The organism is Haloferax sp. YSSS75 (assembly GCF_046764215.1).
Taxonomy (GTDB): domain Archaea; phylum Halobacteriota; class Halobacteria; order Halobacteriales; family Haloferacaceae; genus Haloferax.
The window spans coordinates 2,949,882-2,972,294 of record NZ_CP177206.1; the positions used below are offsets into that span (position 1 = coordinate 2,949,882).

Annotated in this window: 22 protein-coding genes and 1 tRNA gene; 11 read left to right on the forward strand and 12 right to left on the reverse strand. The window is 63.9% G+C overall.

Going from position 1 to position 22,413, the window contains the following annotated elements:
* Window positions 1–32: 32 nt before the first annotated feature.
* Window positions 33–461, reverse strand: a complete 429-nt coding sequence (locus tag ACK3R5_RS15355) for a hypothetical protein (RefSeq protein WP_411964913.1) — start codon at window positions 459–461, stop codon at window positions 33–35.
* Window positions 462–647: 186 nt separating this feature from the next.
* Here ACK3R5_RS15355 and ACK3R5_RS15360 point away from each other — a divergent pair, with 186 nt between their 5' ends.
* Entirely contained in the window at window positions 648–1,826 is a 1,179-nt protein-coding gene (locus ACK3R5_RS15360; protein WP_411964914.1) for an aspartate kinase, read from the forward strand.
* Window positions 1,827–2,036: 210 nt separating this feature from the next.
* A complete protein-coding gene (locus ACK3R5_RS15365; RefSeq protein WP_411964915.1) occupies window positions 2,037–3,383 on the forward strand; it encodes a tryptophanase in 1,347 nt (448 codons plus the stop codon).
* A 36-nt stretch (window positions 3,384–3,419) separates the two neighbouring features.
* On the opposite strand, the gene ACK3R5_RS15370 is transcribed toward ACK3R5_RS15365, so the two are convergent.
* Window positions 3,420–4,079, reverse strand: a complete 660-nt coding sequence (locus tag ACK3R5_RS15370; RefSeq protein WP_411967586.1) for a metallophosphoesterase family protein — start codon at window positions 4,077–4,079, stop codon at window positions 3,420–3,422.
* A gap of 72 nt (window positions 4,080–4,151) precedes the next feature.
* Window positions 4,152–4,724: an IMP cyclohydrolase gene (locus ACK3R5_RS15375; protein WP_411967587.1), complete on the reverse strand. Its 573-nt coding sequence runs from the start codon at window positions 4,722–4,724 to the stop codon at window positions 4,152–4,154.
* Window positions 4,725–4,856: 132 nt separating this feature from the next.
* Between ACK3R5_RS15375 and ACK3R5_RS15380 the strand changes: the two genes are divergently transcribed.
* Window positions 4,857–4,929: transfer RNA gene (locus ACK3R5_RS15380), tRNA-Gln, on the forward strand.
* Between the two features lie 216 nt (window positions 4,930–5,145).
* Here ACK3R5_RS15380 and cgi121 read toward each other — a convergent pair.
* Both cgi121 and ACK3R5_RS15390 read right to left on the reverse strand, forming a co-directional pair.
* A complete protein-coding gene (cgi121, locus tag ACK3R5_RS15385; RefSeq protein WP_411967588.1) occupies window positions 5,146–5,640 on the reverse strand; it encodes a KEOPS complex subunit Cgi121 in 495 nt (164 codons plus the stop codon).
* Window positions 5,637–8,090 carry an ATP-dependent DNA helicase gene (locus ACK3R5_RS15390; RefSeq protein WP_411967589.1) on the reverse strand — a complete coding sequence of 818 codons (2,454 nt, stop codon included), beginning with the start codon at window positions 8,088–8,090 and terminating at the stop codon, window positions 5,637–5,639. Before ACK3R5_RS15390 ends, cgi121 begins: the two co-directional genes overlap by 4 nt.
* A 111-nt stretch (window positions 8,091–8,201) precedes the next feature.
* Between ACK3R5_RS15390 and ACK3R5_RS15395 the strand changes: the two genes are divergently transcribed.
* Window positions 8,202–8,447, forward strand: coding sequence for a ferredoxin (locus tag ACK3R5_RS15395; RefSeq protein ID WP_411967591.1), 246 nt, complete (start codon window positions 8,202–8,204; stop codon window positions 8,445–8,447).
* 244 nt (window positions 8,448–8,691) lie between these two features.
* Window positions 8,692–9,489: a hypothetical protein gene (locus ACK3R5_RS15400; RefSeq protein ID WP_411967592.1), complete on the forward strand. Its 798-nt coding sequence runs from the start codon at window positions 8,692–8,694 to the stop codon at window positions 9,487–9,489.
* Window position 9,490: 1 nt separating this feature from the next.
* On the opposite strand, the gene ACK3R5_RS15405 is transcribed toward ACK3R5_RS15400, so the two are convergent.
* A complete protein-coding gene (locus ACK3R5_RS15405; protein ID WP_411967593.1) occupies window positions 9,491–10,069 on the reverse strand; it encodes a hypothetical protein in 579 nt (192 codons plus the stop codon).
* A gap of 81 nt (window positions 10,070–10,150) precedes the next feature.
* Window positions 10,151–10,609, reverse strand: coding sequence for a DUF2391 family protein (locus ACK3R5_RS15410; RefSeq protein WP_411964923.1), 459 nt, complete (start codon window positions 10,607–10,609; stop codon window positions 10,151–10,153).
* A gap of 104 nt (window positions 10,610–10,713) precedes the next feature.
* On the opposite strand from ACK3R5_RS15410, the gene ACK3R5_RS15415 reads away from it, so the two are divergent.
* The 3 genes from ACK3R5_RS15415 (at window position 10,714) to ACK3R5_RS15425 (ending at window position 12,652) form a co-directional block, all read left to right on the forward strand.
* Complete coding sequence (locus ACK3R5_RS15415) at window positions 10,714–11,394, forward strand: class I SAM-dependent methyltransferase (RefSeq protein ID WP_411967594.1); 681 nt, start codon at window positions 10,714–10,716, stop codon at window positions 11,392–11,394.
* Window positions 11,395–11,436: 42 nt separating this feature from the next.
* The gene (locus tag ACK3R5_RS15420) at window positions 11,437–11,646 is read left to right on the forward strand and encodes a hypothetical protein (protein ID WP_411967595.1); all 210 of its coding nucleotides are present in this window, start codon (window positions 11,437–11,439) and stop codon (window positions 11,644–11,646) included.
* 109 nt (window positions 11,647–11,755) lie between these two features.
* Window positions 11,756–12,652 carry a DMT family transporter gene (locus ACK3R5_RS15425; RefSeq protein ID WP_411964926.1) on the forward strand — a complete coding sequence of 299 codons (897 nt, stop codon included), beginning with the start codon at window positions 11,756–11,758 and terminating at the stop codon, window positions 12,650–12,652.
* A gap of 61 nt (window positions 12,653–12,713) precedes the next feature.
* Here the strand turns inward: ACK3R5_RS15425 and ACK3R5_RS15430 are convergent, their stop codons facing one another.
* The 3 genes from ACK3R5_RS15430 to ACK3R5_RS15440 form a co-directional block, all read right to left on the reverse strand.
* Entirely contained in the window at window positions 12,714–13,853 is a 1,140-nt protein-coding gene (locus ACK3R5_RS15430) for an ABC transporter ATP-binding protein (protein ID WP_411967596.1), read from the reverse strand.
* Between the two features lie 95 nt (window positions 13,854–13,948).
* Window positions 13,949–15,682: an ABC transporter permease gene (locus ACK3R5_RS15435; protein WP_411968669.1), complete on the reverse strand. Its 1,734-nt coding sequence runs from the start codon at window positions 15,680–15,682 to the stop codon at window positions 13,949–13,951.
* A gap of 70 nt (window positions 15,683–15,752) precedes the next feature.
* Window positions 15,753–16,895: a thiamine ABC transporter substrate binding subunit gene (locus tag ACK3R5_RS15440; RefSeq protein ID WP_411967597.1), complete on the reverse strand. Its 1,143-nt coding sequence runs from the start codon at window positions 16,893–16,895 to the stop codon at window positions 15,753–15,755.
* Window positions 16,896–17,026: 131 nt separating this feature from the next.
* On the opposite strand from ACK3R5_RS15440, the gene ACK3R5_RS15445 reads away from it, so the two are divergent.
* Entirely contained in the window at window positions 17,027–18,073 is a 1,047-nt protein-coding gene (locus tag ACK3R5_RS15445; protein WP_411967598.1) for an AI-2E family transporter, read from the forward strand.
* On the opposite strand, the gene ACK3R5_RS15450 is transcribed toward ACK3R5_RS15445, so the two are convergent.
* Window positions 18,057–18,833 (reverse strand): sulfurtransferase, encoded by a 777-nt coding sequence (locus tag ACK3R5_RS15450; RefSeq protein ID WP_411967599.1) that lies wholly within the window; start codon window positions 18,831–18,833, stop codon window positions 18,057–18,059. The two genes, ACK3R5_RS15445 and ACK3R5_RS15450, sit on opposite strands and share 17 nt — an antisense overlap.
* Before the next feature lie 252 nt (window positions 18,834–19,085).
* On the opposite strand from ACK3R5_RS15450, the gene ACK3R5_RS15455 reads away from it, so the two are divergent.
* Entirely contained in the window at window positions 19,086–19,946 is an 861-nt protein-coding gene (locus ACK3R5_RS15455; RefSeq protein WP_411967600.1) for a sulfurtransferase, read from the forward strand.
* A gap of 30 nt (window positions 19,947–19,976) precedes the next feature.
* Here ACK3R5_RS15455 and ACK3R5_RS15460 read toward each other — a convergent pair whose 3' ends face one another.
* Entirely contained in the window at window positions 19,977–21,401 is a 1,425-nt protein-coding gene (locus ACK3R5_RS15460; protein WP_411967601.1) for a short-chain fatty acid transporter, read from the reverse strand.
* Between the two features lie 186 nt (window positions 21,402–21,587).
* Here ACK3R5_RS15460 and ACK3R5_RS15465 point away from each other — a divergent pair, with 186 nt between their 5' ends.
* Window positions 21,588–22,187: a transcription antitermination protein gene (locus ACK3R5_RS15465; protein WP_411967602.1), complete on the forward strand. Its 600-nt coding sequence runs from the start codon at window positions 21,588–21,590 to the stop codon at window positions 22,185–22,187.
* The last annotated feature ends 226 nt before the right edge of the window (window positions 22,188–22,413 follow it).

Here is a 22,413-nt window from a genome sequence, read left to right on the forward strand (position 1 = left end):
CTTCCACTCGAACTCCGTTTTCTCACCGGCGATTACGTCGTCTCCGTGTGCCGGTATCGAATCGTCGGATAGCCGTCGAACCTCGGCCCGTCGCCGACGCGCTCGAACCCCGCCTGTTTGACCGCGTCCCGAAGCGACGGTTCAGACTCGACGACGAGGACTTCGACCGGCAGTCCTTCGGTACTGGCGAATCGGAGGGGTTCTTCGAGGAGGCGACGCGTCGCGTCGTCCGTCCCGTCGAGACGCGTGACGTGGACGACACCGTCGCGAACGTCGAACCCGACGAACCCGAGGACGGGTTCGTCCGCCACCGGCGCGTCCACGTTCGGGTCGGCACCGCTGTCGTCCGTCGCGACCCGGACGGTTCGGTCGCGTATCAACCGACGCATCGCCCGCGTCGGCGCGTCGGCGACGGCGGCGATTGCTTCGGCGTCGGAATCGACGGCGTCTCTGACTTCCATGTCGAATGGTTCCGCTCCATCGTTCATAAACCTCCGCACCGAGAGACGGCCGAGAGGCCTCGTCTCGTCCTCGGATTCGGGGAAGTCGGCAACGGTTGAAAAAGAGGACATAGTTATACGTGCCCCCGCGTTAGCCCCTCGCATGATTGAGCACCAGACGTCGAAGCACCCCCATTCGGAGGGACGATGCGCGTAGTCGCGAAGTTCGGCGGCACCTCTCTCGGGAGTGGTGACCGAATCAACCGCGCCGCAGATTCCATCGCGGCGGCAGTCGAGAAGGGACACGAGATAGCAGTCGTCGCCTCGGCGATGGGGTCGACCACCGACGACTTGCTCGACGAAATCAAGTTCGAAGCGGACGACAAAGACCGGGCAGAAATCGTCTCGATGGGCGAACGGACGAGCGTCCGGATGTTGAAAGCGGCCCTCTCGGCCCGCGGTGTCAACGCCCTGTTCGTCGAACCCGGGTCGGAAGACTGGCCGGTCATCACCAACGAACTCGGCGAAGTCGAGGTCGAAGAGACGCAGCGACGCGCCGAGAAACTCGCCGCGGAGTTAGACGGCGTCGTCCCGGTCATCACGGGGTTCCTCGCACAGACCCTCGACGGCGAAGTGACGACGCTCGGACGCGGTGGGTCCGACACCTCCGCCGTGATGCTCGGGAAGTACATGGACGCCGACGAAGTCGTCATCGTCACGGACGTCGAGGGCGTCATGACGGGTGACCCACGCGTCGTCGAGGGCGCGCGCAACGTCGGCCGTATCACCGTCGACGAACTCCGCAACCTCTCGTTCCGTGGCGCGGAAGTCGTCGCTCCGTCGGCACTCTCGTACAAGGACGAAGCGCTCGACGTACGCGTCGTCCACTACCAGCACGGCGACTTGCTCACCGGGGGGACGCTCATCGAAGGTGAGTTCCACAACCTCATCGACATGCAGGAAGAACCGCTGGCCTGTCTCACCGTCGCGGGCCGGGCGATTCGCAACCGGCCGGGCATCCTCGCGGACCTCTCTGTCGCCCTCCGCGACGAGCAAATCAACGTAGACTCCGTCGCGTCGGGGATGGACTCCGTCACGTTCTACGTCACCGAAGACGAGGCCAACCGGGCCGAAGCAGTGCTCCACGACCGGGTCATCGCCGACGACGCCCTGTCGTCTGTCACCGTCGAAGACGACATCGCCGTCATCCGCGTCACCGGCGGCGAACTCCCGAACCGTCCGGGCGTCATCCTCGACATCGTCCAACCGCTCTCCGACGCCGGCATCAACATCCACGACGTCATCACCTCCGCGACGTCCGTCGCTATCTTCGTCGCGTGGGACGACCGAGAAGAGACACTCGAAATCATCCAAGACGAATTCTAACCCGACTGCTCCTCCACGACCGGACGCTGTTTCTACTGGAGATGACCCGCCTCTGCTGTCTCACCGTCGAGTAGTCACTACCACTCGAAGCGGTGTTCAAGGAAACGACAGCACCGATGTACAGTCTCGTCCACGAACGGCGAGAAACGGCCTCAGTCCCTCGATTTTCTGCCTACAGCCTTCTTCACATTCGCCGGTGTGTCTCTGGGTATGCGCTCGTACAAGGCAAAGATGGTCGAACCCATCGAACTCCCCTCTCGCGAGGAACGAGAGGCGGCCCTCGAACGGGCTGGGTACAACGTCTTCAATCTCGACGCTCGCGACGTCTACATCGACTTGCTGACCGACTCGGGGACGGGGACGATGTCCGCCGACCAGTGGGCAGCGATGATTCGCGGTGACGAGGCGTACGCCGGCAGCGAATCGTTCGCCAGACTCGCAGAGTCCGTCCGCGACGTGATGGGGTTCGAGTACGTCATCCCGACCCATCAGGGCCGCGGTGCCGAGAACGTCCTCTACGGTGTCCTCCTCGAAGACGGCGACGTCGTTCCGAACAACTCACACTTCGACACGACGCGGGCACACGTCGTCAATCAGGGTGCAGAACCCATCGACTGCCCGTCGCCCGCCGCCCGTGACCCGAACTCCAACGAGAAGTTCAAGGGTAACTTCGACATCGACGCGGGATACGCCCTCGTCGAAGAAGTCGGTGCAGACGCGATTCCAGTCGTCGTCCAGACGATTACGAACAACTCCGTCGCCGGCCAACCCGTCTCGATGGCCAACATTCGCGCCGTCGCCGAGTTCGCGAAGGATATCGACGCCATGTTCGTCATCGACGCCTGCCGATTCGCGGAGAACGCCCACTTCATCAAGGAGAACGAAGCAGGCTACGAAGACTGGTCTGTCGCGGAGATTGCACGCGAACAGTTCGCCCACGCCGACGCCATCACGATGTCCGGCAAGAAAGACGCCCTCGTCAACATCGGCGGGTTCACCGCCATGCGCGACGAGACGGTGTTCGAACACGCCAAACAGCGTGCGATTCTCTTCGAGGGCTTTCCCACCTACGGCGGCCTCTCGGGTCGCGACATCGAGGCGATGGCCGTCGGCCTGCGCGAAGCGGTCACGCCGCCGTACGTCTCTGACCGTGTCGAACAGGTGGCCGAACTCGGTGACCTGCTTTCCGAAGAAGACGTCCCGGTCTATCTCCCGACAGGTGGCCACGCCGTCTACCTCGACGCCGGCGAGATATTCCCGCACGTCCCGAAAGAGAAGTATCCCGGACAGGAACTCGTCTGCGCGCTCTACCGCGAGGGTGGCGTTCGCGGCGTCGAACTCGGCGGGTTCGCCTTCCCCGGCACCGACCGACCTGACCTCGTTCGCCTCGCACTCCCCCGCCGGACCTACAGTCGAGAACATCTCGAACACATCGCCGAGACGGCGGCGAAGGCGATGGAGACGGCCCACGAGTACGAGGGCCTCGAAATCGTCGAGGAACCGCCGATGAAGGAACTCCGGCACTTCTCGGCGAAACTCCGCCCCGTCTCGAACTGACGCTCGGTTCGCCCCGCCGATTTCTTCGCGTCGTGCTCACCGACCCTCGTAGAGTCTGCTCCCGATTCGCTCTGGGAGTCCGACCTCGCGGACGCGTTCTGCGACGCGGTCGATGTCGTAGGTGACGCGGCGTTCGTCGACTGTCGTCGCGTCCAAATCGACGACGGCGTAGGCCGCTCGGGGGTCGCCGTCGCGCGGTTGGCCGACGCTCCCCGGGTTCAACACGATTCCGTCGTCGTAGATGCGGTGACCCTGTACGTGAGTGTGGCCCATCACCAGCAGGTCTTCGCCGTCTAGCAGGCGTGGAGCGAAGTCGTCGGGGTAGGTGTAGCGGTCTGGGTCCTCTGGGTGGCCGTGGACGAGTTTGACGCGCCCGCCGAAGAGTGTCTTCGTCTCTGGAAGCGACGTGAGCCAATCCAGTGACGACGGAGAGAGTTCGTCGCGGGCGAAGTCGACGCCGGCGGCGGCGAGACTGTTGAACCGAAACCCGGTCCCGGCGGTGACCGCCCGGTCGTGGTTCCCCGAGACGGTCGGAACTCCGCGTTCGACGAGTTCGGTGACACACTCGTCGGGCCACGGGTTGTACCCGACGACGTCGCCGGCACAGACGACGTGGTCGACCGATGGCATGTCCGACAGGACGGTGTCGAGTGCTGGAAGGTTTCCATGCACGTCCGAGATGACGCCCAGACGCATGGCTCGAAGTACGGTTGGGAGATTGATAAGTTCGGGGGCGAACGGCCACCACCCGCGCTCGCCGAAGGGTGGTTATTCGCCGTTGTAGAACGCCGTCTCCACAGACTCATCCACCGTCGCGGCGGCGGCACAGACGGCGTGTTCGAACTCGTGGTCGTAGAGTTCGCGGGCGGCGTCGGCGGCGCTGTCGGCGGTCAGGTCGAACGCTCGGGGCGTGTCTTCTTCGTAGGTTGCGACGAGCGTCGGTTCTTCGACTTCCTCCACGAGGAGGGCGTCCTTGCGGACGATGCCGATGAAGGCGGTGTCGGCACCGACGACGCCGGCGATACGCGGCGTGTTGTAGTCGTCTTTCTCGTAGTCGAGGGCGAGCAGAATCTCCGCGAGGGCATCACGCGGCGTGTAGCCCATGTCGAGTTTCTCCGCGATGGGGTCGACCTGTGACCCGTTACCGACGACGACGTAGTCGCCGCCTTCGCGGACGCAGTTGTAGGCGATGTAGGGGTTGTCAGTCTCCGGTGCATCGGGCGTCGGCCCGACGGTCAGTGTTCCATCTCGCTCCACGACCTGTCGGTTCGGGAAGGACCGAGAGGAGACACGATACGCACCGATTCCGGGACCGACGACGACGAATCGTCCGACGTACATACACGACAATGGATAGAACGAGGGCAAATAGGTGGCGGTTTATGCACGTCTATCCGACTGACTGCGAAGCGATGACACGGCTCTCTCGACACGCAACGTTTACAAATACCCGCGAATTACGAGATGATGCGAAGTCCCATGGGGTAGTGGCCAATCCTGTTGCCTTCTGGGGGCAACGACCCAGGTTCGAATCCTGGTGGGACTATACTGGTCTCGCGATTCGAACGTCGGGAGGTGACTCCCGGAAGTTCGAATCCTGGTGGGACTACTTCTCTGCGTTCTACGCTTGACAGGGCACCCCGTCGCCCTGTTCTCCAGTTGAAACGAAGGGGTTCGTTTTACAAATCTAAGGGGTTCGTTTCGGGTGGAAAAACCGCAAGACAGCGGTCGATTTTGTAGATAATGTACCTCCCGTATGACCTCAGCGTTCCACCGTGAGAAGTGCAACTCGTTCTTTGACGAGCGCTGGCAGGTCGCCGTTCGCTGCGGTGAGTTCGGCGTCACCGACGTCGAAGAAGTCGCGGACGAGCGACTCGTCGTACTCGCCGAGTGTCGTCGCGGGTTCGAGTTCGAGACGGTCGAAGAGCGCCGTCTCTGCCGCGCCCTCGTCGCCGCCGTCGACGATAATCACGACTGGGTGCGTTCCGTCAGAGACACCCATCTCGAAGGCTCGCTCGATTTGTCGGCGTCCGCTGGCGTAGAGGATGAATTCGACGGCCCTGTCGCGAGCGATTTCGTTGCCGCGAGCGATTGCCCGGTCAGCGAGTTCCACCGCCAGTTCGAGGTGGTCACGGCCGACGACGAACCGGGCGTCGAACGCCTGAATCGTCGCGCCTGTCTCCTCGGAGACGTCGCCGACGGTGGCGATGAACGCGTCGAGGTCCGAGACGGTGGCCTGCGCTTCGAGGACTCTCATTCGAAATCACCCAGACTGGCCTGCTGGTCGGCCCGCTCTTTGGCCGTCTCGAATCCCGTGTCGTCGGGGACGGCGTCGTCCGGCGCGTCGGACTCGTCGATATCGTCCATCGAGGGGTTCTTCCGACCCGCCGCTTCGAGGATGTTCTCGGCAGTCTTTCGTCGCCCGCGGAGGGCGGCGAGGATGCGCGACTTCTCCGCCTCGCGCAGGTCAGCGCGCGTCTCGACACCTGCTTCGAACAGTCGCCGGGCACGCTTTCGGCCGACACCGCGGACGCCTGCGAGGTCCAGTAACTCCTCGCGGACGCCGTACTCGACGCGCTTTTTCGCCTCGCGGACCGCGTAGACTGCTTCGAGGTCCAACTCGGCGGCGAGGCGTTCCGCCGCGCCCAAAAGCCACTCCGCCGTCTCGACTTTCCCGCGGATGTCGCCCGGTCCGACGCCGTAGCGTTCCGTGATTCTGTCTTCGTCGACTTCGCCGACCCAGTCTTCGAGGAGGCGCGCCGTCTTGAGCGCCGAGAGCCAGTCTTCGAAGGCGACGTCTTCGTACTCCGAGGGGACGCGCCCGAGGAACTCGGGTTCGCGCTCGTAACACAGCTCGGTGTACGTCTCGCGGTCACCGGATTTGAGGTAGAGTTGGTACATGTCCGGCGTCCGGCAGACGAGGTGGTAGAGGCCGAGCGGCGTCGGATAGGTGATGTCCGTCTCGAACTCGTCGTCGTCGCCGCCGTCGTCACCGCCGTCGTCGCCGGCGCTTCTCATCTCGCTGGCCTTCTGGAAGCCGGCAGTTTCGTCGGGTTCGGACTTCCGCTCGCGTTTCGGCGCGTCGTCCGTCTCGCCCGCCAGCGCCCGCAGTTTCTCAGTTCGGTGGTCCGCCGCCCATTCGAGTCCGTCGATGATTTCGGCCGCGCTCATCGGGTCGAGGTAGAGGCGCGAGACGGTGTGACCGACAGGTGTCGCCTGAATCGTCTCGCCTTCGAATTCGACGAACCCGTTGATTTCGAGGTAGTCGAGGACCCGGTCTGTCACCTGTCCCAATCGCTCCGGGTCGTCGGTCTGTGCCGCGTAGAGCGTCTGGTCGAGGAATTCGAGGAGTCCTTCGCGGGTGTGGGCGAACCCCGACGCGATGGTCGCCAGCAAGTGTGTCCGAAGCGCGGGTTCGGCGGCGAGTTTCGAGTGGACGTCCTCCGGGTCGGCCCAGATGTACCGTTCGAACAGTTCGTCGCGCGAATCTGCGTCTTTAGCGAGGAGGACTGCCTCGCCGTAGGGGTCGAGTCCCGGGCGGCCGGCACGACCCATCATCTGGTGGATTTCGAGGACGTCGAGCGGTTTCATGCCGCCGTAGTCGCCGTCGTAGCGCTGCCAGTCGCGGACGATGACGCGTCGACTCGGCGTGTTGACGCCCGCCGCGAGCGTCGGCGTGGCGCAGATACACTTGATGAGTCTGTCGCGGAACGCGTCTTCGACGAGTGTGCGGTGCTCGGAGGCGAGGCCAGCGTGGTGGAACGCCGCGCCCTTGGCGACGACTTTTGCGAGGTCCTCCGAGGTTTCGGTGTCGGAGACGTCGCGTATCTCGGCGGCGAGTTCCGCGAGTTCGCCGCGTTCGTCGCCCGTGATGTACTGGTCTGTCACGTCAGCCATCCGCCGGGCGGCGGACTCGGCGTTCCGACGCGAGTTGACGAAGACGAGCGACGACCCCTGGTCGTCGGCGTCGTCGCCGTCGAGGGCGTCGGCCACCAGTGCAGGTGTCTGTCGCTCACCGCGCCCGACCGGAACCTCTCGCTGACTCCCGTCGTCGAAGTTGATGGCGTTGCCGTAGTGGACGCCCATCTTGAGTTCGATTGGTCGCCAGTCGGACTGGACGAGTTCGGCGTCCAACCAGTCGGCGACGACGTCCGCGTTGCCGACAGTCGCCGACAGCGCGACGGTCTGGAGGTTCGGATTGAGTCGCCGAAGCTTCGCCAGCGTGACTTCGAGCGTCGGCCCGCGGTTTCTGTCGTCCACGAGGTGGACTTCGTCGGCGACGACGCAGGTGAGTTGGTCCATCCACGCCGCGTTGTTGCGGACGAGCGAGTCCACCTTCTCCGAGGTGGCGACGATGATGTCGCGCGACGAGAGCCATTCGCCGTCGGATTCGTAGTTCCCCGTCGAGACGCCCACGTCGATGCCGTACTCCTCCCAGCGCTCGAACTCGGCTTTCTTCTCCGAGGCGAGCGCTCTGAGCGGGACGATGTAGAGTGCTTTGCCGCCGCGTGCGACGCTCGACAGCATCGCGAGTTCCGCGATGAGCGTCTTTCCACTCGCCGTCGGGACGGCGGCAACGAGGCTCTCGCCGTCGGTCAGGCCGGCCTCGACGGCCTCGGCCTGCGGTGGGTAGAGTTCCTCGATACCCTCGTCGTGGAGGGCCTCGGGAATCCCCGTCGGCAGGCCCGTCAGGTCCGCTGTTCGCATTGCGTCCCTCTTGGACCGTCTTTCGGTTTAAGCCATCGGGTCGGGACGGTCACTTCGAGTTCGCCACACTGCGTCGGCAGGGCTATGTATGGCCCGGCGGAAGGTGCCGGTATGAGAGTCGAGTTCGACCGAGACACCTGTATCGGCATCTTCCAGTGTGTCGACGAGTGGGACGCGTTCCAGAAGAACCTCGACGCCGGGAAGGCTGACCTCGACGGCGCAGAAGAGACCGACGACGACGTGTTCGTCCGGGAGATTCCCGAAGACGCCGAGTTCGACGCGAAGTTCGCCGCCCGCGTCTGTCCCGTCGAAGCCATCCGCATCATCGACGACGATGGTGAGCAACTCGTCCCCTGAGACGGCGCTCTCTGACTGTCACGACGTACTCACTCCCGACCCGCGTGTGACTGCTGACCGTGGTGACTGTCTTCAAACCCCTTCGTTTCGAGTGGAGATTCGCCCGACGACAGACTGTAAGGGTTTAAGCGCCGGGGCAGTAATCGTGCCAGTATGAGCCAAGCGACGAAAATCGTGCTCGGGACTATCGGCGTATCGGCCGTCTTGGCCGTCGTCCTCATCGGCATGAGCCTCGCCTGACGAGATGTTCGAACAACGCACGCTGCCGCCGGACCTCGAAGCGGTCCGCGACGAGTACGCACCGGGCGCACTCGTCTTAGACGTCGCGGGGGATTTCGACACGATACCTCCGGAAGCGGCCGAGAACCTCGGCCTCGTGGTCGATTCGCTCTCGCCGGCGGCGTACCCCCAAGAGTGGCTACCAGACGACGCACCACAGGCGCTCCGTCTGTACGCCTCGTCGGACTTCACCATCGGCATGCCCGAACACGGCACCGTCACGTGGACTGACCAGACGACGCCACCGGTCGTTTTGGTCAAGTATCGGGCGAAAGGGACACCTGAGGACTTCCTCGACTTCCTCATCGCCGAGGCGCTGGTTCAGGCAGGAACCGACGGCGTTCCCGAACAGTTCCTTCCGTTCTTCGGCGAGCAGTACCGCCAACTCGCGGATGCGATACCGCTCGGCCCGAACGAGGTGTATCAGGTCGCCGCGGCCCTCTTCGACGGGTGGGTCGGCCTCCAGACGCGCGAGGCGTTCGCGTCGTGGGAGGGCCGACACGACAGACTGCACGACGCGTGGGTCGATGCGGGCGAACGACTCGACGACAGACTCGCGAACCTGCCGCGACTCGTCGCCACCGGCCGACTCTCGTTCCCGGAGGCGACGGAGTTCGCGTGTTCGGCAATCAAACACCACAGAGACCTGCCAGCACCCTTCGCGGCGCTCGATACGGCGGCGTATCTCGACCACGGTGGGTCCTACGCGGTCCGATGGGCCGAAAAGACGTTCGAGCAGTTGACGGCGGTCAGAGACGAGTGAGTTAGAACTCGGTCGTGACGCTACCGTCTTCGTTTAAGTCGACGACGCCGTCGAACAGTTCACGGAATCGGTCGAGTGTCTCCTGGTCGTGGACCTCTTTCGAGAGGTGGAACAGGCCGACTGCGTCGTACTCTTCGAGTAGTTCGAGAATCTGTTTCGTCGCCTCGAACGCTCTGTCGACGTCGGCGTAGTACGCCATCTCGGTCACCGAGTCGACACTGAGACGGAGTTTTCCGTCGTGTCGTTCGAGGAACGCACGAGTCTTCTCGACGATGCCGTCGAGGTTGTCGGGAGAGGCGACGTAGTAGATGTTCTCGCCGCTCCGTCGCGAGTATCCACGCTCGATAGAGAGCGTGTCGAGAATCGTCGCTCGGGACTCGTCGACTTCGTAGTGCTCTAACTTCTGTTCGACTTCACGGGCGGTGGTTCGCGTCGAGATGACGAGGAAGTGGTCGGTGTCCACCTTGAAGAAGTCCGTGTCGATGCGGTCAGTCTCGCCGATGCTCGGATGAAGAAGCAAGATACCTGTCCCGCCCGGAATCGTCTCGGGCGTCTCTTCGATGGCGAGCTCGTAATCCATACTGAAAGCAGATACTCAGCGGACTTAATGCTTCATGTCAATCCACCACTCACCGTGGAAAAACCACGGGGCGCCACCGGGTCAATACAACGTGTCTGCCGTCGCGGCACCGATGACGCTGAACACCGCACCGACGCTCGTCGCCTTGAGCGTGATTCCGAGGACTGTCAGGTCGAGTTCGACGCCGAACGCCTCGAAGACGACGGGACCCGACACGTCCGAGAGGAACGTCCCCGGCGCGTCGAACGCGAGTGCGAGGATGAACACCGAGAGGTACGAGACGGTGATGAGCGAGATGAACCGGATGGGGATGCCGCCGACTTCCGTCTCCTTGTCGGGGTCCCTGTTGTCGGCCTTGTAGAGCGCGCCGTACCCCACCGTGAGGACGATGACGAGCGTGAGGAGGGACTGTAGCACCGACATGCTCCGGGCGAGTACCCACACCTCCTCGGTGACGACGAACGGTCCCGCGAGGAGGAACCCGCCGACGACCTGTTGTGCCGTGTCGGCGAGTGCGAACCGGCGGCGTACTCCGACCATACTGCGCTCGTCGGGACGGCGCCCATTAAATGGCGCGCCCCTCGGGTCGCTGTCTTGCGCCCGTGCTTCGAACGCATTTTGTCCCTCTACTTCCACGTGGGGATATGAGCGTCCGCGACGAGTTCGACGCCTGGGCGGCCGACGGCCGCGACAAGGGCATGGAGGACCGACACTGGCACACGGCGAAGTACGCGCTCGCACGCATGCCGATAGAAGCAGGCGACACCGTCGTCGACCTGGGAACCGGCAGTGGGTACGCACTCCGCGCCCTCTACGACACGAAAGGCATCGGCAAGGGATTCGGCCTCGACGGGTCGCCACAGATGGTCGCGAACGCGCGCGACTACACCGACACCGACGACATCTCCTACCTCGTCGGCGACTTCGACGACTTGCCTTTCGCCGACGACAGCGTCGACCACGTCTGGTCGATGGAGGCGTTCTACTACGCGCCAGACCCGCACCACACCCTCGAAGAAGTCGCTCGCGTCCTCAAACCGGGCGGCACGTTCTACTGTGCAGTCAACTACTACGAAGAGAACGTCCACTCCCACCAGTGGCAGGACAACATCTCCATCGAGATGACGCGCTGGTCTCACGAGGAGTACCGCGAGGCGTTCCGCGACGCCGGCCTCTACGTCGCCGAACAGGACTCCATCGCCGACGTGGACATCGAGATTCCGCCGGCAGACGAGTTCCCGACCGACAGTTGGGAGACGCGCGAGGAGATGGTCGAGCGCTATCGAACCTTCGGAACCCTCCTGACCGTCGGCGTCGCGCCCTAAGGCTGAAGCAGTCGGCGGACGACGACTGTTCGAGAGCCAGACATGAATACGACTGCCCTCCTCGCCGCCGCCGTGTTCGCCGGTGGCGGTGTCGCCCTGGTCCGCTCCCCCGACCGAATCTACGAATTCAGACACCAGCAGATGACGGCGAACCCGCAACTGAACGCGGATGGCAGACGACAGTACGAGTTCATTGGGGCGCTGTGTTTCCTGTTCGCCTTCGCCTTCGTCCTGTTGGCAGTCGTCGACTGACGGGGACGGCCTCCCGCGTCGTGGTGTCGAACCACGCTGAACCGGGCACTGTCACCCGGCCGACCCGTGACCAAAACAATCAGTACGGTGATTTACAAGTACTCAGACGATGGACCGAACCGCGCTCTACGGCCTCGCCCCACTCCTCGCGGCGGCGCTCTGGGGTGGGATGTACGTCGTGAGCAAGTGGGGATTCGGCGTGATTCCGCCCCTCACACTCGTCTTCCTGCGGGTCGTTCTCGGTGCGGCGGCACTCGGCGTCGTCGTCGCGGTGACGACACCCCGGCGACAGTTCGCCCGCGAGGAGTGGCGACGGTTCGGTGGCCTCGCCGTCTGGTTGACTGCCGCACTCACGACACAGTTCGTCGGGACGGACCTCACCAACGCCAGTCAGGGGTCGGTTCTCACCGTCTTGACGCCCGTGTTCATCCTCGCACTCGGCGTCGTCGCGCTGGACGAACGACTGAGTCGGCGGGCACTCGCGGGAACCGCACTCGCCGTCGTCGGGACGCTCGGCGTTCTCGCTGGCCGGGGCCTCGGGTCACTGACGACGGCCATCGACCCCGTCGGTGTCGCACTGCTCGTTCTCTCGTCGTTCTTCTTCGCGGGTTTCACCGTCTACGGGAAACCCGTGATTCGGCGGTACTCGGCGCTCGAAGCAGTCTCGTACGCGACGATTCTGTCGGTGCCGCTGTTCGGTCTGTTCGTCCCGTTCGAACTCGCCGCCCGGGACGTCTCCCTGTTGGCAGTCGGTTTCTCGCCATCTGTCGTCGCTGCCGTTCTGTACCTCGGACTCGCCAGCACGGCGGCGGCGTGGTACTTCTGGTACAAGGGGATGGAGTACACGGACGCGAGTCACGTCGCCGTCTTCTTCTTCGCCCAACCGGTGGTCGGCACGCTCCTCGGTGTGGTGTTTCTCGGCGAACGAGTCGACGCCGGGTTCGTCGCCGGCGGCGTCGTCCTCGCCGTCGGCGTCTATCTCGTTAGCACCGATTCGACCCTGTGAACATCGGCACGACGATTCGCGGGCGGCGGGGTGTTCTCGCAGGCGGGCGTAGAGACGCGGTTCACTCGACGACGTGTGCCGCCGACGGGTCGAACCCGACTTCGAGTTCTGACCCGACGTCGAACGTCTCTGCGCCGTCGTCTGCGACCACGACTGCGAGTTCGGTTCCCTGCCAGTCGAGTCTGATTCGCGTAGTCGACCCCTGAAACTCGGTGTCGACGATGGTCCCACGGACCCGGTTTTCGGTCGCGTCGAGGCGCAGGTCTTCGGGACGGATACAGAACGTGAGCGAGTCGCCACCGGCGGCGTCGATACCGTCGAGGACGAACGTCTGCCCGTCGACGTCACCAGACTTCGTCTGGTGGGCCGACGAACTTCGTTCGTCGATTCCGACTGCGAACCCCTCTGTTTCCGGTCGAGATTCCCCGACTTCAACGAGCGAAGCTCGTCGGCCCGTCAGACTGCGTCTGACGACGCCGTCGAAGACGTTGTTCTCGCCGACGAACTCGGCGACGAACCGGGTCGCGGGTCGGTGATACACCTCTCGGGGGGTGCCGACCTGTTCGACGCGCCCGCGGTTGAGCACGGCCACGCGGTCAGAGACGGCGAGCGCTTCCGACTGGTCGTGAGTGACGTACACCGTCGTGACGCCGAGTTCGGACTGGATTCGCTTCACCTGTCGGCGGAGGCGTTCTCGCAGGCGGGCGTCCAGTGCGGACATGGGTTCGTCCAAGAGGAGGAGGTCAGGTCCCGGTGCGAGCGCACGGGCGAGGGCGACGCGTTGCTGTTGGCCGCCGGAGAGCGAGTCGGGGTCCCGGTCTTCGAACCCCGTGAGGTCCACGAGTTCGAGGAGTTCCGTGACGCGTTCGTCGCGGGAGACGTCGCCCGGCGGGTCCGCAAATCGCAGGCCGTAGGCGACGTTCTCGCCGACGGTCATGTGGGGAAACAGCGCGTAGTTCTGGAAGACGACGCCGACCCCCCTCGCTTCGGGTGGAACTCCGGTCATCGACTCGCCGTCGAAGCGGACGTCGCCGTCGGACGGTGACTCGAATCCGGCGATACAGCGGAGCGTCGTCGTCTTCCCGCATCCGGAGGGGCCGACGAGCGTGAAGAACTCACCTTCGTCGACAGACAGCGACACGGAGTCGAGCGCCGTCGCCGTGCCGTAGCGCTTCGACACGCCGTCGAGTTCGAGTTTCACGGGATACCCTCCGGGTTCACGTCTCTCCCTCTTCGTGCGATGGGTATAACTCTCCGTCCTCTCGGCCGGTGTCGCATCCATCTCCCATTCGGTACTCATAGTTCACCCCACCGCCCGCCGAACCGGTCGACGACGAGAAAACTGACCGAGGTGACGAGGAGGAGGATACACCCCATCGCCGTCGCCGGGCCGAGTCTGCGACCCAGGAATCGCTCGACTGCGACGGGCATCGTGTACCGTCCGGCACCCTCTGCGAGGATAATGGTGGAGTCGAACTCGCCGATGCTGATAGCGACGGCGAAGGCCGCACCAGCGACGACACCGGTCCAGACGAGGGGGAGTTCGACGTCGAGGAGGGCGCGCGTCCGCGTCGCACCGAGACTCCGCGCCGATTCGACGAGTCGGCCGTCCAGACGAGAAAACAGCGGTGCGACGTTGCGCGTGACGAACGGATAGGCGCTGACCGAGTGCGCGGCGACGATGGCGAGTGCACCAGTCACGCGAATCGTCGTGCCGAAGACGTCGACGCCGAAGACGAGTCCGCGCAGGAGGCCGAGTCCGACGACGATTCCCGAGACGGCGAAGGGGGCCATCGCCAGCACGTCGATGAGCGTCCGCCCGCGGTACCGCCGCGTCGTGAGGACGGCCATCGTCACACCCATCGGGACGGCGACGAGGAGCGTCCCGGCGGCGAAGAGAAGCGAGTTCCAGATTGCGGGGAGTGGCCTGACCTGATACGTCGCACCGGTCGCCTGTCGCTCCGCGAGGAAGGCGTAGTGGTCGAGCGTGAGACCACCGTCGGCACCGGTGACGCTGGCGAGAATCATGCTCGCGATGGGGACGACGAAGACGAGTCCGACGACGAGGGTGTAGACGGCGATGCCGGCGGTTCGGAGCGTCGATTTCGGCGTCCAGCGTGACGGAAGGACCGACTGGCGCGGTAGTGGACTCGCGGTCCCTCCGGCGGCGCGCTGGTTCGCCTCGTAGCCGAGATACACCGCCGTCAGACCGAGCGAGATGACCGTCTCGACGACGGCGAGACTCGCTGCCTCGGCGTACGCGAGGTCACGCACTTTCGCGAAGACGAACACCTCGATGGTCGCCAGTTGGAACCCCCCGAGTGCGAGGACGATGGGGAACGACGCGAAGGTGAAGATGAACGTCAGCGTCGCGCCGATGCCGATTGCGGGGAGCAGTTGCGGAAACACGACGTCACGGAACGCGCGCCGTGGATTCGCCCCGAGCGAGCGAGCAGTCTCGACGGCACGGGCGTCGACACTCTCCCACGCGGCGGTGACGACGCGCGCGACGAGTGGCGCGTTGTAGAAGGCGTGGGCGACGATGATGGCTTCGAGGGTGAACAGCAGTTCGACAGGGGGAACGCCGACGACGGCGAGGGCGCGGTTGAGCGTCCCGTTGCGGCCGAACGTCGCCACGAATCCGATGGCGACCATGATGGAGGGCATGACGAACGGGAGGATAGTGAGCGAGCGAAGCGTGTCACGGCCGGGGAACTCGAAGCGGGCGAACAACCACGCCGCAGGGAGGCCGAGCGCGAGACTGGCGAGCGTCGAGTAGAACGCCTGTTTCGCCGTGAACCAGATGATATCGACGAGGTAGAACTCGCTGGTCAGAATCGCCGTGAGCGGTTCGAGGGTGAACGCGCCGTCGTCGAGCACGGCGTCGGCGAAGACGGTTGCGACGGGATAGTAAAAGAGGACGACGAGGACGACGGCGGTAACGATGGCGACGACGGAGAGCAGTCGCTGTTCGAGGGAACGGGCGAGCGAGCGAACCGGCCCTTTGGTCGCTTCGGAGAGTGTCTCGATAGTACTCACAGGATGTCACCGGACAGGTCGAACGCCGGATGCGGGCGTGGGAGCGTCTTCGTCTCCGTGCTCACTTGCTGGCGAATTCACGCGCCCACGCGTCAATCCAGTCACTCAGGTTGCCCTTGAGGCGGTCGTACGAGAAGGTGACGGCTTCCGGGGGTTCGTGTGCGTACTTCGCGAACTCCTCGGGGAGTTCTGCGGTGGTCGTCGCCGGGAACTGGACGTTGCGCACGGCGATTTCGGCCTGCACTTCGGGTCGGAGGACGAAGTCCATGAACGACGACGCGAGGTCAGGTTCGGCGGCGTCGGCGAAGGTGGCCATCCCTTCGGGGTTGGCGTAGCCCTGGTCGTTCAGGAAGCGAATCTGGTGTTTGGCCATGTCCGCGCCGGACTCGTTGGCGTACACCTGGTCCGTCGAGTACGAGACGACCATCGGCGCTTCGCCGTTGGAGTACGCGGTGTAGGAGTCCGACCAGTTGCCGAGGACGCGCACGTCGTTTTCCTTCAACTGCGCCCAGTAATCGAGATAGCCGTCTTCGCCCTTCGCGTCGATAGTGTGGAGCAAGAACGCCTGTCCCGTCGCCGACGACGTTGGGTTCTGTGCCAACAGTGCGCCCGAGTACTCGGGTTCGAGCAACCCGTCGAACGTCTCCGGGGCGACGAACGCCTCGTCGTCGCCCTGCGTCTCGTCGTAGACGAGGGAGATGTACCCCGTGTCGTAGGGGATGGCGCGTCCCTGTGGGTCGAACTCTAACTGCTCGTTCACGTCGTTGCGGCGTGAGAGGCCCTCCGCCGGAGCGAACAGTGCGTCGTCGAGTTTCTCGTCGATGCGGACGAGCATCTGTGCGTCGAGTCCGACGTAGAGGTCCGCACCCGTCTCGACGCCGCGCAGTGCGCGTTCGATGTAGTGGTTCACGCCAGCGTCGGGCGTCTGCCACTCCAGTGTCGCGTCGAACTCCGATTCGAACTCCTCTTTCAACCAGACGCCGGGACTCGAACTCGGCGCGTCCACGAACGACCCGTAGGTCCCGACGGTGAGCGTCTGCTCTCCGCCTCCGGTGGTCGTCCCCTGTGCCGTCGTCTCGGCACCGCCCGACGATTCGGTCGTCGTTGTCGACGTCGGTTCGTCGCCCTCCCCTCCGGTACAGCCAGCGAGCAGTGCGGCGACCCCACTCACCCCGGCCGATTTCAGGTAGGTTCGGCGTTTCATTACTTGGTTGTTACACTCGGTGATATTTAATCCCGGTGATGTGGGGGCTTCCCGCTGAATCGTGCTGAAAACTCGGTTTTGAGGGTGCTATCGGCGGAACGATTTTCCATTCGGGGTATAAACTGACGGAAGTGAATCACTCGCGTTCGTCCGTTCTCAGCTGGGTACTGGCGCTCCTCGCGCTCCTCGCGGCGTTCATCCTCGTCGACGTACTGGCGACGGTGTTCTTCGCCATCACCGTCGCCTACTTGCTCATCCCGCTCAGACGCCGACTCGAAGCTCGCGGGTTGTCTCACTGGGCGTCGAGTGCGGTTGCCACCGTCTTCGCCGCTGTGAGTGTGGTCGTGGTACTCACACCGTTGTTCGTCATCTTCTCTCTCCGCTTCAGCGACCTGTTCGTGCTCGCGTCGGTCGTTCCCGATTCGCTCTCGTTCGAACTCTTCAACATGGTCTACGAGGTGACGGTGGCGGATGCACTCGGAGTCGTCTTCTCGGTGCTTCGGGCCGTCGCTCGGTCCGTCGCCACCGCGTTACCCGTCGTTCTCATCAAACTCACGCTGTTCGGCTTTCTGGTGTTCTCGCTGGTCCTCAGCGGCGACTCGGTCGGTCGGACGCTTCTCGCGTTGGTCCCGGCGGAGTACCACGACGCGGCCACGGCACTCGACACGCGAGCACGCGAGACGCTCTTCGCCATCTACGTCTTGCAAGCGGCGACGGCCGTCGGCACGTTCCTCATCGCACTCGTCGTCTTCTGGGTACTCGGCTACGACTTCGTCATCACGCTCGCCACCGTCGCCGCCATCCTCCAGTTCATCCCCATCGTCGGCCCGAGTTTCCTCCTCGCTGGCATGGCGCTCTATCACGTCGCTATCGGTGACATCGTGGCCGCCGCACTCGTCGCCGTCGTCGGTGGATTCGCTATCGCGTGGCTCCCGGACATCCTCATTCGCCCGCGACTAGCCAAAGAGACGGCCGACCTTCCGGGAAGCCTCTACTTCGTCGGGTTCGTCGGCGGCCTGCTCAGTCTCGGCCCAGTTGGAATCATCGCCGGCCCACTCGTCGTCGCCTTGCTCGTCGAAACAGTGGCGCTTCTGAGCGACGAACTCGACGTCGAAGATGATGACACGGCGGTCACCGACACCGACGTGGAGTCCGACTCGTCTACTCCCGAACGATAGCCCCGTCGCGTGCGTCCCACTCCGTGAGGCTCCCCTCGTAGAACTCTACGCGGCCGTAGCCGAGATGCGAGAGCACGACGTACGTGTGGCTGATTCGGCGTGCCGTGTTACAGTAGAGGACGACACGGCGGTCCGGGGTGACGCCCGCCGCTTCGAGGATGGATTCGAGTTCTGCGCGAGGTTTCAGCCCGCGCGTCTCGTCGTCGACGAGTTCGCGCCAGTCGAGGTTGACAGCGCCGGGGAGGTGGCCGTCTTCGAACTCCGAGGGGTCGCGCGTGTCGACGATGACTGCCTCGGGGTCGTCGAGCGCCGCCTCGACTGTCTCGAAATCGACAAGTGGTGTCTCGTCTGGCGTCCTCACCTCGTAGGTCACTTCGGGCAGGTCGGGTTCGTCTGTCGTCGTCTCGTACGCACGGTTCCACGCGCTGAAGTCGCCGTCGAGGAGGTGGAGATTCGCCGGGTCGTGACCGTACAGGAGTGCTGTCACGAGGAACCGCGCGGCGAAGACACCGTGTGTGTCGTCGTACGCGACGATGTCGTCGTCGGCAGTGATGCCGGCGTTCGAGAGCAGTTCGCGCCACACGTCTCGGCCGGGGAGCATCCCCACGTCTCCCTCGGCGCTTCGAAACTCGTCGAACGGAATCGACGCCGCACTCGGGAGGTGTCCGATACCGTCGAACTCCCACCCATCGCGAACGTCGACGACGCGAACGTCGCCGAGTCGCTCCGAAAGCCACGCCGCAGAGACCACGTCTACCATACGTTCGTCTACTGTGCCGGCGGGTTTAGGTTCGTGGCTCCGTGCACCCCTCGCCACGTGTCCGAAATAGCGGATAATATCTCCGCATCGCGAACGAATCGGTCGAATACGAGGGAATACCGTCGAATACAGCCCCGAAATCGGCCGACGACCCCGCAATATTGTGGCAATATTTACTCCATCACCCGGGGTCAGGCCGTACATGCCGTCGCTGTGAGAGTTATCCCCTTTGCAGACGTGTATTCCAGTGCAATGTCAAGCTCCGATTACGCGAAGGACGTACTCGTCTCTGCGGACTGGGTGGAGTCCCACCTCGACGAGTTCCAGAGCGACGACCCGTCGTATCGACTCGTCGAAGTCGACGTCGACACCGAGGCGTACGACGAAAGCCACGCACCAGGTGCCATCGGGTTCAACTGGGAATCGCAACTGCAGGACCAGACGACGCGCGACGTCCTGACGAAAGACGACTTCGCTGACCTCCTCGGTTCGCACGGCATCTCCGAGGACTCGACTGTCGTCCTCTACGGCGACAACTCGAACTGGTTCGCCGCCTACACCTACTGGCAGTTCAAGTACTACGGCCACGAGGACGTCCACCTCATGAACGGTGGCCGCGACTACTGGGTGGACAACGACTACCCGACTACCGACGAAGTGCCCTCCTTCCCGGAGCAAGATTACACGGCGAAGGGTCCGTTCGAGGATATCCGCGCCTACCGCGACGACGTCCAGAAGGCAGTCGACAAGGGCCTGCCCCTCGTCGACGTTCGCTCGCCCGAAGAGTTCTCCGGCGAGATTCTCGCACCCCCGGGACTGCAGGAGACTGCCCAGCGCGGCGGCCACGTCCCCGGTGCCAGTAACATCTCGTGGGCGGCGACGGTCAACGACGACGGCACGTTCAAGTCCGCCGACGAACTCCGCGAACTCTACGCCGCCGAAGGCATCGAAGGCGACGAATCCACCATCGCCTACTGCCGTATCGGCGAGCGCTCGTCCATCGCGTGGTTCGCGCTCCACGAACTGCTCGGCTACGACAACGTCACCAACTACGACGGGTCGTGGACCGAGTGGGGCAACCTCGTCGGCGCCCCAGTCGAGAAAGGAAACTGAGTTAGTTTCGAATTCGGTTCTTTTCGTGGGTCACATCGGGAGGACGCTGATACCGACAGTGACGATGACGCCCGCACCGAGTAGTACCATCACGCAGTAACCCATGATGTCGCGGACGGAGAGGCCACTGATGGAGAGCAGTGGAATCGCCCAGAAGGGCTGAATCATGTTGGTCCACGCGTCACCCCACGCGGCGGCCATCGCCACGCGCGGAATCGAGGTACCGGACGCCTTCGCGGCGGTGACCAGCGTCTCGCCGATGACGGCCCACTCGCCACCACCGGACGGGACGAAGAAGTTCACCAGTCCGGCCGTGAAGAAGGCGATAGCGGGCAGTGCGCCCTCGGGGGAGATGGCGACCATCCCCTGTGCGATTTGCGTCGCGAGACTGACCGACTCGCCGGGCGCGTAGGCCATGATACCCATGATACCCGCGTAGAAGGGGAACTGGAGGATGATGCCCCAGACGTTTTCGACTGCCTCGACGATAGACTCGACGTAGGCTTTGGGCGTGCCGTGGAGCGTCAGGCCGAGGAAGAGGAACGCGAAGTTGACGATGTTCAGATTGAGGTTGTTCCACGGCATCGTCCCGCTGGCGACGCCTTCACCGAAGTAGAGGACGACGGCGATTAGTCCTGCGAGGCCGATACCGGTGGAGACCAGACCGGAGTGTTCGATTCGCGTCGCGATGGAGGCGTCGTCGGGAAGCGAGACGTTCGCCGTCCCCCCGTCCGCCGACGCGTCCAACTCCGCAGGGTCGATGGGCGTCTTCTTGTCGTCGGATTTCGGGTACATCAGCGCGAAGAGCGCCGGCAGGAAGATGAACCCGACGGCGACGACGAGGACGAGGTTCGCGACGGTGAAGATGGTGCCACCGGTGGCGAACGTCGAACTCAGGACGCCCGCTTCGATGAGGAAGTTGCCCTCCGTGTTCAGGAGGAGCGGAATCGACCCGGCGAGGCCACCGTGCCAGACGACGAACCCGGAGTACGCACCGGCGACGACGATGGGGAAGTCGATGGTGCGAATTTCGTCGGCTATCTTCCGGGCGAAGATTGCACCGACGACGAGTCCGAGGCCCCAGTGGACGAACGACGCCGCGGCGGCGACGACGGGCACCATCGCCGCAGCGCCCTTCTCGGAGTTCGGAACCTGTGCCAGTCTCGTCAGGAGGGCGTCGACGTGCCGCGTCTGTGCGAGTGCGTACCCCGTCATCAGGATGAGCGTCATCTGCATCCCGAACGAGAGGAGGTTCCAGAATCCGCCGTACCACCCGTCTACGAGGAGATTCTGTGCGTGACCGGCTATGCCGACACCCTCGGCGGGCGCGACGAAGACCAGCGCCAAGGCGTACGCAACGGCCGTGAGGATGACAGCGAACAGGAACGCGTCGGGCAGATAGCGCTCGACGAGTTTCGAACTGTTCTCTGCGGCTGCTCTGACAACGTTCGTCATGTTACAGAATACCACCATGATAAAACAATATATAATGTTTTAGATTCTGACCTGTATACTGTGGGTTAAATTACCTTTTCGACCCACGCAATGGCGGTCACCGACGTCACGGCCCGGCGTCATAGACAGTCACCCGAACTCGCCGCCGCCGATGGGTACAAACCCGATTCGGACCTATAGGTCCACATGTCTGACATCCTCGATTCCCTCCGCGATGCCCACGAGACACCACTCTCTCGACTCGGGTCTTCGAAGGCCCTCTACGCCGTCACCGGCGGCGAGATGAGCGGTGACGCGGTTCGCGCCGCGGCGGCGGCAGAGGCCGACGTTGCGACTGACCTGTTCGACCAGTGGGCCGCCGACGACCCGAACGACGAGGCCGCCGCACTCTTTTCGGACCTCGCGGACACCGCCCGCGCCCACGCCGATACCGTCGACGCCGACCCGGCGGCGAACGCACCGAACGTCTACGGCGTCCTCGACGACTTCGACACGACGGACGAACGTCTCGGCGGTGCCCTCGCCCGCGCCCTCGTCTCCTTGAAGACTGTCGAACAGATGGTCGGATTCTTCATCGGTGACGCCGACCCGAAGACAGCGAACTCCTTCCGGACGCTCAAATCTGACCTGCAGGACCAACTCGACACCCTCGCGGACGCCATAGACGAACTCGCGGACGACGACGCTGTCGTCCGTGAGGCGGCCGACGCCGTCGTCGAAGCGGCCTACGACGAGTACGTGGAGACGCTGGAAGGGATGGGAATCAAGCCGAAGAACGTCTGCTGACCCACTTTTTTACGGAGGGTCCTCGGCCACCTTCGGTGGCCTCGAACCCCCCGCAAAAACCTGGAGGAAAAAAGGCCGCGAGACTCGGCCTTCGGCCTCACTCGCGGGACAGTGTTCTTGTCTTTCGGGTAGGCCACGACGACGGACAGACGGGCGTTGATGACCACGGTTGCCCTGACGAGAGACGATGGTGAGTGCCTGTCGCGACGCGTCACGCGAGAATCGA

Excerpts from the sequence above, each read along its gene's own strand:
- ACK3R5_RS15405 (WP_411967593.1), bottom strand. The coding sequence starts at position 10,069 with ATGGATTACGAGCTCGCCATCGAAGAGACGCCCGAGACGATTCCGGGC.
- ACK3R5_RS15395 (WP_411967591.1), top strand. The coding sequence starts at position 8,202 with ATGAGAGTCGAGTTCGACCGAGACACCTGTATCGGCATCTTCCAGTGT.
- ACK3R5_RS15425 (WP_411964926.1), top strand. The coding sequence starts at position 11,756 with ATGGACCGAACCGCGCTCTACGGCCTCGCCCCACTCCTCGCGGCGGCG.
- cgi121 (WP_411967588.1), bottom strand. The coding sequence starts at position 5,640 with ATGAGAGTCCTCGAAGCGCAGGCCACCGTCTCGGACCTCGACGCGTTC.
- ACK3R5_RS15460 (WP_411967601.1), bottom strand. The coding sequence starts at position 21,401 with ATGACGAACGTTGTCAGAGCAGCCGCAGAGAACAGTTCGAAACTCGTC.
- ACK3R5_RS15450 (WP_411967599.1), bottom strand. The coding sequence starts at position 18,833 with ATGGTAGACGTGGTCTCTGCGGCGTGGCTTTCGGAGCGACTCGGCGAC.
- ACK3R5_RS15455 (WP_411967600.1), top strand. The coding sequence starts at position 19,086 with ATGTCAAGCTCCGATTACGCGAAGGACGTACTCGTCTCTGCGGACTGG.
- ACK3R5_RS15355 (WP_411964913.1), bottom strand. The coding sequence starts at position 461 with ATGGAAGTCAGAGACGCCGTCGATTCCGACGCCGAAGCAATCGCCGCC.
- ACK3R5_RS15370 (WP_411967586.1), bottom strand. The coding sequence starts at position 4,079 with ATGCGTCTGGGCGTCATCTCGGACGTGCATGGAAACCTTCCAGCACTC.
- ACK3R5_RS15375 (WP_411967587.1), bottom strand. The coding sequence starts at position 4,724 with ATGTACGTCGGACGATTCGTCGTCGTCGGTCCCGGAATCGGTGCGTAT.
- ACK3R5_RS15390 (WP_411967589.1), bottom strand. The coding sequence starts at position 8,090 with ATGCGAACAGCGGACCTGACGGGCCTGCCGACGGGGATTCCCGAGGCC.
- ACK3R5_RS15410 (WP_411964923.1), bottom strand. The coding sequence starts at position 10,609 with ATGGTCGGAGTACGCCGCCGGTTCGCACTCGCCGACACGGCACAACAG.
- ACK3R5_RS15465 (WP_411967602.1), top strand. The coding sequence starts at position 21,588 with ATGTCTGACATCCTCGATTCCCTCCGCGATGCCCACGAGACACCACTC.
- ACK3R5_RS15420 (WP_411967595.1), top strand. The coding sequence starts at position 11,437 with ATGAATACGACTGCCCTCCTCGCCGCCGCCGTGTTCGCCGGTGGCGGT.
- ACK3R5_RS15440 (WP_411967597.1), bottom strand. The coding sequence starts at position 16,895 with ATGAAACGCCGAACCTACCTGAAATCGGCCGGGGTGAGTGGGGTCGCC.
- ACK3R5_RS15365 (WP_411964915.1), top strand. The coding sequence starts at position 2,037 with ATGCGCTCGTACAAGGCAAAGATGGTCGAACCCATCGAACTCCCCTCT.
- ACK3R5_RS15400 (WP_411967592.1), top strand. The coding sequence starts at position 8,692 with ATGTTCGAACAACGCACGCTGCCGCCGGACCTCGAAGCGGTCCGCGAC.
- ACK3R5_RS15360 (WP_411964914.1), top strand. The coding sequence starts at position 648 with ATGCGCGTAGTCGCGAAGTTCGGCGGCACCTCTCTCGGGAGTGGTGAC.
- ACK3R5_RS15415 (WP_411967594.1), top strand. The coding sequence starts at position 10,714 with ATGAGCGTCCGCGACGAGTTCGACGCCTGGGCGGCCGACGGCCGCGAC.